Annotated in this window: 11 protein-coding genes; 1 reads left to right on the top strand and 10 read right to left on the bottom strand. The window is 65.6% G+C overall.

Annotated features, from left to right (window positions below):
• The first annotated feature begins 51 nt into the window (after positions 1–51).
• Positions 52–3,198 (top strand): S8 family peptidase, encoded by a 3,147-nt coding sequence (locus RTQ83_RS14165; RefSeq protein ID WP_312515728.1) that lies wholly within the window; start codon positions 52–54, stop codon positions 3,196–3,198.
• 77 nt (positions 3,199–3,275) lie between these two features.
• Here RTQ83_RS14165 and RTQ83_RS14160 read toward each other — a convergent pair whose 3' ends face one another.
• The 10 genes from RTQ83_RS14160 to RTQ83_RS14115 all read right to left on the bottom strand — a co-directional run bounded on the left by RTQ83_RS14160 (position 3,276) and on the right by RTQ83_RS14115 (position 15,826).
• Positions 3,276–4,235: an IS1595 family transposase gene (locus RTQ83_RS14160; RefSeq protein ID WP_312515725.1), complete on the bottom strand. Its 960-nt coding sequence runs from the start codon at positions 4,233–4,235 to the stop codon at positions 3,276–3,278.
• A gap of 150 nt (positions 4,236–4,385) precedes the next feature.
• Positions 4,386–4,805, bottom strand: coding sequence for a hypothetical protein (locus RTQ83_RS14155; protein WP_312515722.1), 420 nt, complete (start codon positions 4,803–4,805; stop codon positions 4,386–4,388).
• Positions 4,806–5,032: 227 nt separating this feature from the next.
• The gene (locus tag RTQ83_RS14150) at positions 5,033–6,211 is read right to left on the bottom strand and encodes a LuxR C-terminal-related transcriptional regulator (RefSeq protein WP_312515720.1); all 1,179 of its coding nucleotides are present in this window, start codon (positions 6,209–6,211) and stop codon (positions 5,033–5,035) included.
• Between the two features lie 228 nt (positions 6,212–6,439).
• Positions 6,440–7,033 (bottom strand): NF038129 family PEP-CTERM protein, encoded by a 594-nt coding sequence (locus RTQ83_RS14145; protein ID WP_312515718.1) that lies wholly within the window; start codon positions 7,031–7,033, stop codon positions 6,440–6,442.
• A gap of 27 nt (positions 7,034–7,060) precedes the next feature.
• Positions 7,061–10,033 carry an ExeM/NucH family extracellular endonuclease gene (locus RTQ83_RS14140; RefSeq protein WP_312515715.1) on the bottom strand — a complete coding sequence of 991 codons (2,973 nt, stop codon included), beginning with the start codon at positions 10,031–10,033 and terminating at the stop codon, positions 7,061–7,063.
• A gap of 301 nt (positions 10,034–10,334) precedes the next feature.
• On the bottom strand, positions 10,335–11,087 hold the full coding sequence (locus tag RTQ83_RS14135) for a PEP_CTERM-anchored TLD domain-containing protein (protein ID WP_312515712.1): 753 nt from the start codon (positions 11,085–11,087) through the stop codon (positions 10,335–10,337).
• Between the two features lie 210 nt (positions 11,088–11,297).
• Positions 11,298–12,716, bottom strand: a complete 1,419-nt coding sequence (locus RTQ83_RS14130) for a mannose-1-phosphate guanylyltransferase/mannose-6-phosphate isomerase (protein WP_312515709.1) — start codon at positions 12,714–12,716, stop codon at positions 11,298–11,300.
• Entirely contained in the window at positions 12,713–13,885 is a 1,173-nt protein-coding gene (locus RTQ83_RS14125) for an NDP-sugar synthase (protein WP_312515706.1), read from the bottom strand. Before RTQ83_RS14125 ends, RTQ83_RS14130 begins: the two co-directional genes overlap by 4 nt.
• Before the next feature lie 16 nt (positions 13,886–13,901).
• Complete coding sequence (gene galE / locus RTQ83_RS14120) at positions 13,902–14,900, bottom strand: UDP-glucose 4-epimerase GalE (RefSeq protein ID WP_312515704.1); 999 nt, start codon at positions 14,898–14,900, stop codon at positions 13,902–13,904.
• A gap of 179 nt (positions 14,901–15,079) precedes the next feature.
• The gene (locus tag RTQ83_RS14115) at positions 15,080–15,826 is read right to left on the bottom strand and encodes a WecB/TagA/CpsF family glycosyltransferase (RefSeq protein WP_312515701.1); all 747 of its coding nucleotides are present in this window, start codon (positions 15,824–15,826) and stop codon (positions 15,080–15,082) included.
• Positions 15,827–15,836: the final 10 nt, after the last annotated feature.

The following is a 15,836-nucleotide window of genomic DNA, read 5'->3' as shown; positions in this document are numbered from 1 at the left end:
ACACATAAAACAGACAACAACGCATCAGAGAACCGAACGAGGAATCACTTCATGAAACTCCGCCCACTTTCCGCAGCGCTGCTGCTCGCACTGTCCAGCATGACGCTGGCGGTCCAGGCCGACGATGTACGCCGCCCCTACGTCGTCCAGCTGGCCGACAAGCCAATCGCCTCGTATGACGGCGCCGTCGCCGGCCTGGCCGCGACCCAGCCGCGCGCCGGCCAGCGCCTGGACCTGAATACCCAGAGCGTCCAGCTGTACAACGGCTACCTCGACCAGAAAAAGGCCGTGGTGCGCTCCAGCGTCGCCAACGCCCCGGTGCTGCACGACTACAGCGTGGTGCTCAACGGCTTCACCGCCATGCTGACCGACGCCGAAGTGCGCACCCTGATCGGCCGCAGCGACGTGGTCGCCGTGACCCCGGACACCCCGCGCGAGCTGACCACCACCTACACCCACTCGTTCCTGGGCCTGGACAAGCCGGACGGCCTGTGGGCCCAGCTCGGCGGCAAGGGCGCGGCCGGCGAAGACATCATCATCGGTATCGTCGACGGCGGCGTGTGGCCGGAACACCTGTCCTACGCCGACCGCGTCGACAGCAACGGCAAGCCGACTTTCGACAACAACGGCTCGGTGGCATATGACGCACCGCCTTCGCGCTGGAAAGGCGACTGCCAGACCGGCAACGGCTTCACCGCCGCCAACTGCAACAACAAGCTGGTCGGCGCGCAGTATTTCAACACCAGCTTCAAGGCCAGCGGCCGCACCCCGCACTGGACCGAATTCACCGACTCGCCGCGCGACTCGATCGGCGGCAATATCGGCGAAGGCGGCCACGGCACCCACACCTCGACCACTGCCGGCGGCAACTTCGGCGTCGATGTGACCATGGGCGGCGTGAATGTCGGCGCCATGTCGGGCGTCGCCCCGCGCGCACGCATCTCGTCCTATAAAGTGTGCTGGACCTACGTCGACACCAGCATCGCCGCCGGCCAGCGCAACGGCTGCTTCACCGGCGACAGCGTGGCCGCGATCGAAAAAGCGGTGACCGACGGCGTGCACGTGATCAACTTCTCGATCAGCGGCGGCACCAGCATCACCGACCCGGTCGAACAAGCCTTCTTCAATGCCGCCAACGCCGGCGTACTGGCGGTGGCCTCGGCCGGCAACGATGGCCCGGGCAACCAGGTCGCCCACATCAGCCCATGGCACGCCACCATCGGCGCCTCGACCCACAACCGCGAACTGCAGGCGGATGTGGTGCTGAGCAATGGCCAGCGCTTCACCGGCGCCTCGATGAACGCGGCACCGCTGCCCAACGCACCGCTGATCCTGGCCGAAGCGGCCGGCATGGATGGCGCCGACCCGACCCGCGTGGCACTGTGCTACAGCGCCGCCGAGAACGGTGGCCGGGCGGTGCTCGACCCGAACAAGGTCAAGGGCAAGATCGTGGTCTGCACCCGCGGCACCAATGCCCGCGTCGACAAGAGCCTGGCCGTGGCGCAAGCCGGCGGCGTCGGCATGATCCAGGTCGACAACGGCACCGGCCTGGTGGCCGAAGTGCACTCGGTGCCGACCGTCCACGTCACCGCCGAACAGGGCGCCGTGATCCGCGCCTATGTGCGCGCCAATGGCAATGCCTCGGCGTCGATGACCAAGTTCGTGATCGGCACCTCGGCGGTGAAAGCCCCGATCATGGCCAACTTCTCGTCGCGCGGCCCGAACCGCTACGACGCCAACGTGCTCAAACCGGACATGACCGCGCCGGGCGTGGACATCATCGCCGGCGTGTCGCCGGAGATGACCCGCGAACAGCAGAGCAATCTGATCAACGGCACCCTGGTGCCGGACGTCGCCTTCGCCTCGTACCAGGGCACCTCGATGTCGGCTCCGCACGTGACCGGCCTGACCGCGCTGCTGCGCCAGGAACATCCGACCTGGACCCCGGCCATGGTCAAGTCGGCCATGATGACGACCGCCACCGACACCTTCCCGGACGCGCTCACCGGCGACATCCGCGGTATCCTGCCGTTCGCCCAGGGCGCCGGCCACATCAACCCGAACAAGGCGGTCGACCCGGGCCTGGTGTACGACATCGATCCTGCCGACTACCGCAAGTACATGTGCGGCGCCGGCATCGCCAGCCAGTGCGCGGGCGGCCAGATCGCCGGCTACGAGCTGAACCTGCCGTCGATCGCGGTCGGCAACGTGCTCGGCGCCCAGACCGTGACCCGTACCGTGACCAACGTCGGTGGCGCCGAGGCGACCTACCGCGTCAGCACCGCGCCGATGGACGGCTTCAAGGTCGTGGTCAGCCCGGCCACCCTGACCATCCCTGCCGGCGCCAGCGCCTCGTACACCGTCACCCTGACCCGTGACGGCGCCGCCGAGAACGTCTGGAAATACGGTTCGCTGACCTGGTCCGACGGCGCCCACTCGGTGCGCAGCCCGATCGTGGCCCGCTCCGGCAAGCCGCTCATCGCCCCGGCCTTCATCTCGAGCGACAAGGCCAGCGGCAGCAAATCGATGAGCATCACCACCGGCTTCGACGGCAAGATGAGCGCGGCGGTTGGCGGGCTGAAGGAAATCGTGCGCACCAGTGCCACCATCAATCCGGCCCCGGCCGGCACCATCACCACCGTCGAAACCATGCGCGCAGCCTGCGTGACCGGCGCGCCGGGCGTCAACGTGATCCCGGTGACCTTCACCAGCAGCACCATGGCGGCGCAGTTCGAGACCTTCAGCCGCGACACCTCGGGCGAAGGCCGCGACGACCTCGACATGGTGCTGGTGAACTCGGCCGGCACGCTGGTCACCTACTCGGCCAACGACGGTGCGGACGAGTGGATCACGCTGGCCGCTCCGGCACCGGGCAACTACCGCCTGTGCGTGATCGGCTACAGCACCGCCAACAACCAGCCGGCCACGTACGGCTTCCATTCGGCGATCGTGACCACCTCGGACAAGGGCGGCAACTTCAAGGCGCTGGTCCCGGCCAAGGTGTACGCTGGCGGCAAGGCAACGATCCCGGTCAGCTGGGCCGGCCTGGCCAGCAACAAGCGCTACCTGGGTGCGGTGCGCCTGCTGGACAACAACAACGCGGTGGGTGCCACCACCGTGGTCCAGGTGGAAACCAACCAGCCGATTCCGGTTGCCGACCGCGGCCAGCGCGCGAAGGCGAAGGACACCGGTATTTAAGCAGGAGCGGGAACGGGGCCATCGGCCCCTGCATCAAGCAGACTGCGCGCTTCGGCGCGCAGTTTTTTTTGGCGCTGTCACCGTTTGATGTTGAAAGCACCGATCGCCGCCCTGAGCAAGACATCGGGCTCGCCGATGCGTCCTCCATCGAGCGCCCAGCGCCAGCCAAGGTAGTTCGGCAGATAGCGCGATGCCACGCCGTTGAAACGCGCCAGCCATTGCCGGAAGCGCCGGTGGTAGCCATTCACGTTCTGCACATGCACTGCTCCACGCACCCGCTCGCCCTGGCGCAGGTTGACCGATTCGTGCGTGATGCAGGCTTCCTTCGCGAAGATCCGGTACGCCGCATGGGCATCCGTGACCAGCAGCACGTCCTGGTCGAGTACGGGCAGCAGATGCTGGTGCAACTGCGCCTTGGTGACGGCCCCGCGCCCCGGGACGAAATCGAATGTGCGACCCTCGCGGTCGCGCGCCACGAGGACGCAGTCGTGCTCTTTCGTAATGCCGCGCTTGCCGGCGACGCCGCCGCGCTTGCGCGCAGGACGATCCATGCAACGCGAACCCTTTTGCGATTCGAGCAGGAACAATTCGTCTGCTTCGGCGATGCCGTTCAGGCTATCCGGGCGGTCGTGCTTGCTGAGGTGAAGAAAGCGATGGCGCCAGCGAAAGCTGGTGTTGCGATGCACGCCGACGGCATCGGCGGCGCGCCGAACCGGGATCGAATCGAGCATTTTGCCGAGGTAATCGAGCCATTTTGCACGATGGCGCAATCGGGCCAGGGGCGTGCCGCTTAAGACCGTAAAAGTTTTGCCGCAGCTACGGCAGCGGTAGCGCTGCAGGCCGCGGTCGCGGCCATGCCGGTAGAGGCCCGGTGCGCAGCAGTGCACGCAACAATGCGGCTTCCTGGCACCATCGATCACTGCGCAGACCCGGTCCAGCTCGACGGCCGGACTCAAGATGGCCAGCAATCGTCTGCGCTGCTCCCGGCTCAGTTGCACCAGCTGTCCCAGCCATCGTTCGAAGGCCTGCGCTTTCATCACTCCCCCACTGTCGCGTCGATATCGGTCAGACCATCGATTCGCTCAGCAGTTCGCGCGATTCAACAGAAAATGGTGACAGCGCCTTTTTTTTGGGCAGCCGGCGCGCGTGACGCGGCGCCAGTCTGATCGAGGAAAAAGGTAGGAACGTCAGACTGCCGGCGAACCGCCGCCCAGCTGGCAAGTGCCGGCCACGCACACGGCGCCCGGATCGGGACGGTGGATGCAGATCGACATTTCGCCGCTGTTCTTGATCTCGGCCTGGCGCGCCACCTTGAACCGCTCGGCAACGGTGCGCAGTTCGCGTTCATTCGTATGCAGGGTGGACCAGGGCAGGTATTCCTGCGGGCCGCCGCAGGCCAGTGCGCCGACCGGGACGGTACGGCACTGGCTGTTGTCGCTGCAGGTCGGGGTGCCGATCAGGCGCCGGATGTCGTCCAGCGATGCGAACTTTACCGCAGCTGCTGCCACGACCGGCTTCTTGTCCGCCGACGGGTTTGGCTTGGGATCCTGCGCCTGGGTGGTACAGGCGGCGCAACCGAACAGGAGAATGAGAGCAAGTTTTTTCATGCGCTCATCTTCGCGCGCAGTGAAAGTGTGGTCAAGCGAATCACGGCTTGTCATCTGAACCCCGGTTTCGGATGCCCGGCCAACTCAGCTGTAGCGGGCACACCACACTGTTACTGTGCCCGAGCATCGATTTCACAAAGCGGCAAAAAGTTTCCGTGTGGATATAAAATGAAAACAGCATTAACGTGCGGCAACTTCGCTTAATGTGCAGACTACTGTTCCGTATTCTATGTTCGCAAATGTAATAAATTGACGCACGGAAAGCATTCCTCACTACAATAAGCTCCATTGCAGCAGAGCATGTTTTGAGTCGAGTCCACCGTGAAAAACCAGATCCTCTCCACCGTTTCCGCCCTTGTCCTTACCGCCCTCCTGACCGCCTGCGGCGGCCAGCAGGATATCCAGACCTCCAGCATCGCAGCGGCGACCACGTCCGCCAGCGCCATCGAGGCCAGCCCGGCTGCAACCGGCGCTGGCGTTGCAGCCGCGCCGGTCGATGCCGTATCCGCACCGGTTGTCACGCTGGCCGCCGTCAACATGCCGCAGCCGGACTGCGCCCCCGAAGGCTGCAACAGCCTGCGCATCATCGATGGCAATGCCGAAGCCTGGCGCATCGACGCCGCGCGCCGCGCCGCGCTCGAAGCACGCCTCTGATTTTCTTCCGCGTCCTGCCATAGCAGGCGCAGCGCAAGGCAGAGCGCCACCGCATGCGCACGGTTGCCGACTCCGAGCACGCGGTACACGCGCTGCAGATGGTTCTTGACGGTCAGCGCGCTGATGCCCAGCTGCAGCGCCACTTCTTCGTTGGTGCGGCCGTCGCGGATCCGTTCCAGGATCGCCCGCTCGCGCGCACTGAGCAAGCGCGCCGGCGGCGCCTGCGCGCCTGGAGCGAATGCCGGCGCCGCCGGCATTCTCAGGCAGGCCATGTGCAGATAAGGCAGCAGCAGCTGCAGCAGATAGCCATCGCGCACACGCGGATGGGGCGGCATGCCGAGCAGCGCGAACACGCTGCCGGCCCCTGACGGCGGGATGCAGCCATGCACCAGCGCATTGTCGAAACCGCTCGCGCGCAGCAGCGGCGCGCAACCCGTCAGTACGCCGCCCTCGCCCGGTGCCAGCAGCGCCGGCGCCGGCTGCCCGGCGCACCAGGCCCGGGCCAGCGCCGGTCCCAGTTGATTCATCAGCCAGGCGCGCGCCGCGCCGTCCAGCAGCGTGTGGTGCAAGCACTCGACACGCGTCACCAGACCGGCCCGATCGACGCCGATGCACAGCAGCGCCTCATGCGGCAGCAGCGCCTGCAATGGTCCCTGGGCCCAGAGAAACAGCTGGTGGTGGTCGGCCAGCGCCATGCCGGATTCGATGCAGCGCAGCAGCTGCTCCTGTTCGACGCCGGACAGCAGGCTCATGCGCGTGGCGGCGGCGCAAGCGGTGGATGGAAAGCGGACACGATGACCTGGACTGGCATGGCGAAGCTTATCTGCGGGGCAATACACCGACTATGCCGCAACCCTGCCGCCCTGAATAATATAATTTCCTTAATAAGTTCAGACGTTTTTCATATAAATAAAGCCACACCGGCCTTGCGGACGGTGTGGCTTTTCGGTTCCCCCGGCGCGGCCGCGCCAGATGAGGCGTCAGCGGCGCTGCTGCAGGCGGCGGGTGGCGGCGAGCAGGAACAGGCCAGTGGCAAGCAGCAGCCAATCGCCCGGTTCCGGCACTTCGGCCACCGACACCAGGCCAGGCGCCAGCACGTCGATCACGGCCGGGGTGTTGGCCATCACGTCGATGGTCAACAGGTGGGCTTCGGCGCCCAGGTAGTTGAGGAAGTCGCTGTCGAGCAGCGCCACGCTCAGCGTCGTGCCGATCAGCTCGTACTCGGTCTCGAAGCTGACGTCGAAGCTGAGCAGGCCGCCGAAGCGCACCGCCTGGTCGAAGTAGTTGAAGCCGGTACGGTTGCCCAGCACCACGCCGCTGGCGACGTCACCGACGGCGTCGCCTTCGAGGATCGGGGCGCCGAAGAAATCGCCGCTGAAGTTGTTCAGGCGGGCGAAAGTCGGGTTCGGCGTTTCCAGACCCAGGAAACCGAGGTCGAGGAAACCGGTGCTGCCGGCCAGCGAGCTGGTGTCGAGCGAGACGTGGTACACCGGGCCGGCCAGTGCCGCCGGGGCGCCGACCGCGATCGAGAGCGCCAGCAGCGCACGGAGGAACAGGTTTTTGATATTGAACATGGCGTTATCCTTTCAAGTCGGACCGGATCAGAACGAACCCGAGACCAGCTGCGGGGTGTAAGTGATGCTGCGCTTGGCGGCATTGGTAAAGGTGGTGTTGATGGTCACCGTGGCGCCCGCGGCCAGGCCGGCCGGCAGCGTCAGATACGGCGCGCCGCCCTGCATGCCGCTGCGGTTATCCAGCAGCACGCCTTCCGGCAGGCCCTGCAGCACCAGCTGGAGCGGACCGGCCAGCGCGGCGCCGCCGGTGTTGGTGATGGTCACGCTGCCGCTGTACTTGCCGGTGACGCGGTTCAGCGTCATGCCGCCGATGGCCACCTTCACCGAGCCGGTGACGTCGCTGAAGGCCGGGGTCAGGTTCAGGCTCACCACCAGCGGATCGTGGTCCGAAGCGCGGTAGGCGTTGCTGCGATACGGATCCTGCTGGGTATCGTTCAGGTTGTAGTCGATGGTTTCCGGCTCGTCGGCATTGCTGTGCCATTCGGCCGCGCCCTGCACCTGCGATGCGAGCGAGCTGCTGGCCAGCGCGTGGTCGAGGTAGCCCGACAGGCCGTCGAACACGTAGGAGTACGGCATGCCGTTCGGACGCACGAAGCGCTCGAGCAGGTCAACCATGCCGTTCTGCTTGAGGTGGGCGATCGGGTTTTCCATCGCATAGCTGTTCAGGTCGCCGATCACCAGCACGTCAGGATCACCGGCGGCAGCCGTCACCTGCGGGATGAAGTGATCGGTCAGGCGCGCGGCCTGTTTGGTGCGGGTCAGGTCCCAGCAGCCTTCACCGTTGCCCGGATCGGTGTCGCCCGCGCCGGCGCCGCCGCAGCCGCCCTTCGATTTCAGGTGGTTGACGATCACCGAGAACTTGGCGCCGTTGGCGGCCTTGAAGGTCTGGGCCATCGGCGGACGGTTGTTGATGCTGTCCGCGTCCGACAGCGCGCCACCCGCCAGCGTCAGCGCGGCCGGCTTGTAGATCATCGCCACGCGGATTGCGTCGGTGCCAAGCGCGGCCGGCTTCGGCACCACGGCATAGGTGCCCGGACGGGTGGCTGCATTGAGCTGCTCGACCAGGTAGCCGACGGCGGTGTCGCCGTTGTTCTGGATTTCCATCAGGCCGACCACATCGGCGTCGAGCTGGGTCAGCGACTGCACGATCTTGTCGCGCTGGCGGATGAACTCGGTCGTGTTGTCGGCGCCGCGGCAATTGCCGGCGCTCGTGCTGTTGCCGACCGTGCAGCCCTGGCCGCTGCGGCCCCAGGCGTCGCGGCCGTCGGTGAAGGTGGTGAAGAAGTTCAGCACGTTGGCGCTGGCGACCTTGATGCCAGCCGGCAGGATTGGCGCCGGAGTGCGCTCGTTGCCGCCGACGAATACCGGGGCCACGGTCGGCTGCAGCTTGAAGCCTGCGCCGCCGCCGCCCCATGCGCCGTAGTCGAGCACACCGGTCAGGTCGTGCACCACGTCGCCGGTGCGGCGCGTGCCCTGTTCGTCCAGGTAAGGAATGGTGACCGGGGCGACGAAGATGCCGTCGTCGAGTACGATCTGGTTATTTTCGTTGTCGCGGTGCAGCGCCAGCGCCTCGGCCGAACCGGCCGGGTAGCGGTTGGTCGGCACTTCGCGGCGGCCGTACGACATGATCAGTTCGCCGCGGTCGCCCAGGTTGCGGTTGCCATTCACGGTCAGCGGCGAGGTGAAGCGCACCAGCATGCCTTCGTAGCGCGCCAGGTCGGCGTTCGGCAGTTCGATATTGGTCGGGACGATGGCCGGGCCGGTGCCGAGACGCTCGACGCTCGTCACGTTGCTGAACTCGGTGTAGCTGCGCGGGGCGCCGCTCGGACGGTATTCGATGACGGAGCCGGTCACGCGCACCAGGTCGCCGATCGCGGCGGCGAAGGTCGAGTTGTAGACGAAGATGCCGTCCGAGGTCGACGGGTCGCCGTCGCCGTTCACGTCCTGGATGAAGAAGCCGCTGCCGACGCGGCCGGTGACCACGCCGCGCGTGCTCTGCACCGTGTTGGCATAGGCGCTGGTGGCGCCCGAACCCTGGATCTGCGGAATGGTCAGCTCGCCGGCAACAGTAACGTTGACGGTGCAGCTTTCGGTCTGGCCGTCGTCGTTGCCGAACTCGACCTGCACCGGATAGCGGCCGCCGGCCAGGCCGGCGCCGATCTCGAGGCGAGCCTCGGCCTGGCCGCCGATCGCGACCGCCGGGGTGAAGCCGGCCAGGGTGATGTTCTGGTTGGCGCCGGCGACGATGGCGGCGCGGGTGACGATGCTGTCGCGGTCGACCGCCGACAGCAGCGCGCCCGTGGCGCTGCCCGGGGTCACCTGGATGGTTGCCGGGCAGGTCAGCACGATCGGCTGCACTACCGGACCGCCGTTGCAGGTCTGGAGTGGCGAGCTGGTGCGGCGTGGGCCGTTCACCGGCGCGCTGCTGAAGTCGTCGCGGTTGTTGTCGGTGTCCTGGCAGCCGAGCGCGGCGCGGTGCAGCGCGTTGACCGTCGACGGCGCCGGCGCGACCGCGCTTTCGTAGCGGTTGGCGCTGCCGTAGCCGATCAGGTCGACCACGTTGGCGCCGCCGTCGGCCGGCAGCGCGTTGCGGTTGCGCGCCAGCGCCACCTTGCCGCCGGCGCCGGCCATGTCCAGCGCGTTATTGGTGGCATCGCCCTCGCCCACCGACGCGGCGTCGCTGTTGGTGCCGGTCTTGCCGACGAACAGGAAGTACTGGCCCGGCTGCAGCGTCACGTCCGGCAGCGGCGCGACCGTGCTCCAAGTCGAGCCGGTGGCGGACTGGTACTGCAGGCTCATGCCATTCAGGCTGACGGGCGCGCCGCTGCGGTTGAACAATTCGACGAAGTCGTGGCTCCAGCGGCCTCCGCTGTTGTTCGAGTGGGCATACAGCTGGCTGATGACGACGTCGCCGGGTGCGGCGGCGGCGCTGACGGCAAAGCCGGCAAGCAGGGTGGCCAGCAGCGTGCGCCGTGGCGTGAAAAATGCGAAGGTGGTCATGGGTTTCCTGTTGGTTGTCATGCAAGACGAAAATACCGCATTCGTTAGCAAAATGAATAGTAAATGCACATATTGACAACTTGATGACTAGAAATTAGTCCATAAGAACTAATCTTTTGAAGTATCTATACAACAACAGGAAATACGAGAAGCACGGGACCTTCCTCGCGCCGGACGGCGCGTTGCATACCGACGCGAACAGCTGCACATGCACCCGGCGCCTGGCAGCCGGCTGCCGCGTCGTGCGATATGGCGGGATGGTGTCAGCGTCAGCGGCGACGCCATCCCGGCCGGTGTGGTGTCAGGCCGGCGCCAGCCCCGCGCGCTGTGCCGGCCACCTGCGGCGCGTCAGCCAGCCGAGCGCGCCGAGCCCCGCCAGTCCGCCCAGCAGCATGGTGGTCTGCCCCGGTTCGGGCACCAGCGAGATCGAGTACAGCTCCATCGCATCGAGCTGCATGTACTGCCCGCCATAGCTGCCGTCGATGATGCTGCGCCCTTCGAAATCCGGATCGCCATAGGTCAGCTGCCACGACAGCACGGTATCCATGCGGTCATTGACCAGCAGGTCGGGGCCGGCGCCGAAGGTGGGGCCGTGATCGGGCCAGTTATAGGTCTGGCGCAGACCCTGGCTGGGCAGGATGTGGTCGCTCAGCACCTGGCGGTAGACGCCCGGATCGGTGTAGTTGAAGACGAAGCCGGTACGCTGCCAGTCGAAGCGCGACTCGTGCCAGCTGTCGCTTGATGACCAGCTGAGCGGGTTGTAGCCGCCCACCAGCCAGCTGCCATCCTCGTCGCCTACGCGCATGTCGCTGACGCGCATGAGTGTGAACGTGCTGCCGCGGTTGTCGGCCGCGGCATGGAAGTCGAGCGAATCGTCGCCCTGCTCCCAGGTGTACACGTTCTGGAGATAGAGCGGACCGGCCCCCAGCCAGCGTTCGAGCTGGCCGTACAGGACCCGGTCCAGCAGTGGATCGGGCTGGCCTTGCGCCAGCGCTTGCGGTGTCCAGCCGCCCAGGACGGCAGACACGAGGCCTGCTGCGACGATCGGTTTCATGATGCCCCCTCGCTGGTTCCTCGACGGTGCATTGTATGCCGCGATCGCGCGCCACTTCGCACGGTTGAAGCATGTGAAGTGGACACTTACTGCATCCAATTGCCGCACGTTTTGGGAAGGCTGGTGCAAAGACCGACGGCCGCTTGCGCGGCCGTCGAAAGGGAACTGCATGCCGGCATGGGAGCCTGCATCGGGTACATCACGCGTACATCAGGCGCGCTTGTAGATATCCTCGAAACGCACGATGTCGTCCTCGCCCAGGTAGCTGCCCGACTGCACTTCGATGATGTGCAGCGGCAGTTTGCCCGGGTTTTCGAGGCGGTGGTTCATGCCGATCGGGATGTAGGTCGATTCGTTCTCGGACAGCAGGCTGACCTTGTCGCCGCAGGTCACGCGCGCCGTGCCCGACACCACGACCCAGTGCTCGGCGCGGTGGTGGTGCATCTGCAGCGACAGCTTCTCGCCCGGCTTGACGGTGATGCGCTTGACCTGGAAACGGTCGCCCGCATCGATGCCTTCGTAGTGGCCCCATGGACGGTACACGCGGGTGTGGTGCAGGTGCTCGGTGCGTTCTTTCGACTTCAGGTGATCCACCACCCCCTTGACGCGCTGCACCTGGTCCTTGTGGGTGACCAGCACCGCATCCTGGGTCTCGACCACGACGATGTCTTCGACCCCGACCACGGCCACGATGCGGCTTTCGGCGCGCACCAGCGAATTTTTGACGTTGTCCAGGTAGACGTCGCCGCGCTGGGCATTGCCGTTGCCATCCTTGGCCTGCACTTCCCACAGCGCCGACCACGAACCGACGTCGTTCCAGCCGATATCGGCCGGCACCACGGCGGCGTCGCGGGTGTGTTCCATCACCGCGTAGTCGATCGAATCCGACGGGCAGGCCGAGAACGCGGTTTCGTCCAGACGGCAGAAATCGAGGTCGCGGTAGGCGGCGCTCATCGCCTGGGTAGCAGCCTCGGCAATAGCCGGCGCGTGCTGCTCCAGCTCGTCGAGATAGCGGCTGGCGTGGAACATGAACATGCCGCTGTTCCAGTAGTAGCCGCCCTCCTGCAGGAAGCCCTGGGCGGTGGCCGCATCCGGCTTCTCGACGAAGCGGTCGACCTTGTAGCATTCGCCGCAATCGGCCACCTGCTCGCCGCGGCGGATATAGCCGTAGCCGGTTTCCGGGGTCTTGGGCACGATGCCGAAGGTGGCCAGCGCGCCGCCCTGTACCAGGCGGGTGGCGCGTTCGACCGCTTCGCGGAACGCCGCGCCGTTGTCGATCACGTGGTCGGCCGGCAGCACCAGCATGATGGCTTCGGGATCGATCGCCTTCAGGTGGTGGGCGGCCGCCGCCACCGCCGGAGCGGTGTTGCGGCCGACCGGCTCGAGCAGGATGCCGAGCGGCGTGATACCAACTTCACGCAACTGCTCGGCCACCATGAAGCGGTGGTCGTTACCGCAGACCACCAGTGGCGCCATCAACCCCGGCCAGCCGGCCACGCGTAAGGCAGTTTCCTGCAGCATGGTCTTGTCGGCGACCAGCGGCAGCAACTGCTTGGGCAGGACGGCGCGCGACAACGGCCACAGGCGGGTGCCGGCGCCGCCGGAGAGGATGACTGGATAGATCTTCATGCGCTGACTTTCTCTTTCACTAACTCGTTATTCTTCTCGACCGACGCTTCCCTGCGGCGCGAACGGCGGCGGTCGCGCGCGTTGAGCCACTCTTCGGAAGAGTATTCGGATGCGTGCTTCATTTCACCTTTACGGTCGACACTATATTCCTTAAAGACAATCATTTCATTTAATGTTACATCATGCAACACCCGGGTGTACTCGAACAGTACGCTGCGCACGATTTCCGCGCCTTCGCAGATGTGGCTACCGTGGCCGATCCAGGTCGGGCCGACGATGCGCGCACCGGCTTCGATCTTGACGTTGGAACCGATATACACCGGACCTTCGATGACCGTGCCTTCCCAGTCGATACTGGTGTTCAGGCCGACCCACACGCCGGGCTTGATCTGGGTGCCCGGCACGTCCATGTGGGCGACCTCGCCCATCAGCACGTCCTGCAGCACTTCCCAGTAGTCGCTCATGGTGCCGATGTCGAGCCAGTTGAACGGACGGCCCTGGGCATAGAACGGCAGGCCGCGTTCGGCCAGCAGCGGGAACAGGTCGGAACCGATGTCGAACACCTCGCCTTTCGGGATCAGGTCGATGACTTCCGGTTCGAAGATATAGATGCCAGTGGATATGAAGTTGGACTTGGCGACTTCCTGGCTCGGCTTTTCCTGGAATTCCAGGATGCGGCCCTGCTCGTCGGTGACGACCACGCCGTACGACGAGACCTTATCCCAAGGCACTTCCTTGGTGATGACGGTGGCCATTGCGCCGGTACGGCGGTGTTCCAGCAGCGCTGCCTTCAGGTCGAGGTCGATCAGCGCGTCGCCGCACAGCACCACGGTGGTGTCGTCGAAGAAGCCGCCGAATTCCTGGATCTTCTTCATGCCGCCGGCCGAGCCGATCGGTTCCGGCACGATGGTGCCGTCGTCCTTGGTATAGCCCTCGAACGAGTAGCCGATCTGGACGCCGAACTGCTCGCCTTCACCGAAGTACTCTTCGATCTTTTCGTGCAGCCAGCTGACGTTGACCATGATTTCGGACACGCCGTGCTTCTTGAGGTGTTCGACCAGGTAGGCCATCACGGGTTTGCCCAGCAGCGGGATCATGGGTTTTGGCAGGTCATAGGTCAGCGGACGGACGCGCGTGCCCTTGCCTGCGGCGAGAATCATGGCTTTCATTAGACTATCCTTTGGGTTATTTGGCTGTGGTTTGATAGCGCCATACGTCGGCGCACATTTGAGCGACATCACGTTGGGCAGACCAGCCCAGTTCCGCGGTGGCCTTGGCCGGATCGGCGTAGCACTTGGCCACGTCGCCCGGGCGCCGGTCGACGATCTGGTAGGCGATCTTGCGGCCGCTGGCTTGTTCGAAAGCGCGCACCATTTCCAGCACGCTGTTGCCGCGGCCAGTGCCGAGGTTGTAGGTGACGATGCCGGCTTCCTTCTGCAGGCGGTCCAGGGTCTTGACGTGGCCGATCGCCAGGTCGACCACGTGGATGTAGTCGCGCAGGCCGGTGCCGTCCGGGGTATCGTAGTCGCCGCCGAACACCGACAGCTTGTCGCGCTGGCCGTTGGCGACCTGGGCGATGTAGGGCACCAGGTTGTTCGGGATGCCGCTCGGCTCTTCGCCGATCAGGCCGCTTTCATGGGCGCCGACCGGGTTGAAGTAGCGCAGCAGCGCGATGCGCCAGTCGGGCTCGGCCTTGGCGAGGTCGCGCAGGATGTCTTCGATCATCAGCTTGCTGCGGCCGTACGGATTGGTCGCCTGCAGCGGGAAGTCTTCGCGGATCGGCACCGAGGCCGGGTCGCCGTACACCGTGGCCGAGGACGAGAACACCAGCGATTTGCAGCCGAACTTGGCCATCGTTTCGAACAGCACCACGCTGCCCGAGACGTTGTTGTCGTAGTAGCGCAGCGGCTGCGCCACCGATTCGCCGACCGCCTTCAGGCCGGCGAAGTGGATCACGGCCTCGGGCTTGTGCTCGGCGAATGCGGCTTCCATCGCGGCGCGGTCGCGGATGTCGGCCTCGACGAAGGCGAAGTCCTTGCCGGTGATTTGCTTGACGCGCTCGCGTACCGAGACCTGGGCGTTGGACAGGTTATCGACCACGACCACGTCGTGCCCGGCGTTCTGCAGTTCGACGACGGTATGCGAGCCGATGTAGCCCACTCCGCCAGTAACCAGAATCTTCATGTCTTGCGCTCTCTGAATGTGATTGTTGACGAGGCCGTCCTGGGCGAAGCGGCGCATGCTGCGTGTGCTGCGTGTGCGCTGTCGGCCCGGCGGCCCATGCTTTTTCTTGTTATGAGGCGGCTTCTGTGGCCACCGTGATCCCTGAATTTATCCTTGCCGTATTGCCTGTATTCCACACGTCATGCCCTGCCCCTGGCCGCTTCCTTGATCAACAGCCAGACAAAGGCCATGTCGTCGATGAAGTAGCGCCGGAACATGCGGCGCGGCTCCTGCAGGAAGCGCCAGAACCATTCCAGCCCGGCGCGCCGCATCCACGGCGGCGCGCGCCGCACCCGACCCACCGCCACGTCGAAGGTGCCGCCGACGCCCATCGCGAACGGCACCCGCATCGCCGCCTGATACCTGCCTAAGAACTGCTCCTTTTTGGGCGAGGAAATCGCCACGAACAGCAGGTCGGCCCGGCTTTCGGCGACCATCCGCGCCACCTGCGCCTCTTCTTCTTCCCCCTGCCAGTAACCGTCGCGCCAGCCGGCCAGCGCCAGGCCCGGATAGCGGCGCTGGTAGATCTGCGCCACCGCGCCGGTCACTTCGGGGCGCGCGCCAAGTAAAAATACGCGCCAGCCCTTGTCCGCCGCGCGCCGCATCAGCGCTTCGAACAGGTCGATCCCGGCCACCCTTTCCTTGAGCGGCTTGCCCAGCAGGCGCGAAGCCCACACCACCGGCATGCCGTCGGCGTTGACCAGGTCGCATTCGTTGACGATGCGGCGCAACTCACCGTCGCGGCTGGCCTTGACCAGCTTGTCCACGTTCACCACCACATGCTGGTGCGGCAGCCCGGAGCGGATGAATTCCTCGATCCGCCCCAGGGTCTCTTCCATCGACAGGTTGTCGATGCCGCAGCCCATCATGGTGATGCGCTGGCTCATGGTCATTCCT

It is taken from the genome of Massilia sp. (assembly GCF_031995545.1).
Classification (GTDB): domain Bacteria; phylum Pseudomonadota; class Gammaproteobacteria; order Burkholderiales; family Burkholderiaceae_D; genus Telluria.
Note: the sequence above shows the minus strand (reverse complement) of the source record. Positions and strands in the feature narration are given on the sequence as shown.

Coding starts and splice junctions, on each gene's coding strand:
- RTQ83_RS14115 (WP_312515701.1), bottom strand. CDS start 15,826: ATGAGCCAGCGCATCACCATGATGGGCTGCGGCATCGACAACCTGTCG.
- RTQ83_RS14160 (WP_312515725.1), bottom strand. CDS start 4,235: ATGAAAGCGCAGGCCTTCGAACGATGGCTGGGACAGCTGGTGCAACTG.
- RTQ83_RS14135 (WP_312515712.1), bottom strand. CDS start 11,087: ATGAAACCGATCGTCGCAGCAGGCCTCGTGTCTGCCGTCCTGGGCGGC.
- RTQ83_RS14125 (WP_312515706.1), bottom strand. CDS start 13,885: ATGAAAGCCATGATTCTCGCCGCAGGCAAGGGCACGCGCGTCCGTCCG.
- RTQ83_RS14165 (WP_312515728.1), top strand. CDS start 52: ATGAAACTCCGCCCACTTTCCGCAGCGCTGCTGCTCGCACTGTCCAGC.
- RTQ83_RS14145 (WP_312515718.1), bottom strand. CDS start 7,033: ATGTTCAATATCAAAAACCTGTTCCTCCGTGCGCTGCTGGCGCTCTCG.
- RTQ83_RS14130 (WP_312515709.1), bottom strand. CDS start 12,716: ATGAAGATCTATCCAGTCATCCTCTCCGGCGGCGCCGGCACCCGCCTG.
- RTQ83_RS14140 (WP_312515715.1), bottom strand. CDS start 10,033: ATGACCACCTTCGCATTTTTCACGCCACGGCGCACGCTGCTGGCCACC.
- galE (WP_312515704.1), bottom strand. CDS start 14,900: ATGAAGATTCTGGTTACTGGCGGAGTGGGCTACATCGGCTCGCATACC.
- RTQ83_RS14150 (WP_312515720.1), bottom strand. CDS start 6,211: ATGAGCCTGCTGTCCGGCGTCGAACAGGAGCAGCTGCTGCGCTGCATC.
- RTQ83_RS14155 (WP_312515722.1), bottom strand. CDS start 4,805: ATGAAAAAACTTGCTCTCATTCTCCTGTTCGGTTGCGCCGCCTGTACC.